At 65.2% G+C, this 253-nt stretch carries 1 protein-coding gene; it reads right to left on the bottom strand.

All coding sequences use genetic code 11. The features are described from left to right. The coding region (locus IF89_RS0136965) for an IS256 family transposase (RefSeq protein WP_030778346.1) at window positions 1–253 on the bottom strand (253 nt) is incomplete at both ends.

Genomic DNA, 253 nt, shown 5'->3' with positions numbered 1-253 from the left:
GGAGCTCGCTGGGGTAGATCTGGTCCATGCTGCCCTCGGGCAGGTAGCGGCGGGGGAAGGCGATCCATTCGTCGTGCAGCTCGAACAGCACGGCGGTCGTTAATCTTAGGAGTGCGTCGTTCGGGAAGACCTGGACCACGTCGGTGCGGCGCTTGGCCTCGCGGTTGATCCGCTCCAGAGGATTCGTCGACTGGATCTTCTTCCAGTGCCGGGCGGGGAAGGCCGCGAACGCGGTGAGGTCGTCCTTGGCCTC

The sequence above is a fragment of the Streptomyces sp. NRRL F-2664 genome, from assembly GCF_000719345.1.
Lineage (GTDB): Bacteria > Actinomycetota > Actinomycetes > Streptomycetales > Streptomycetaceae > Streptomyces.
This window is presented reverse-complemented; position numbering and strand designations above follow the sequence as displayed.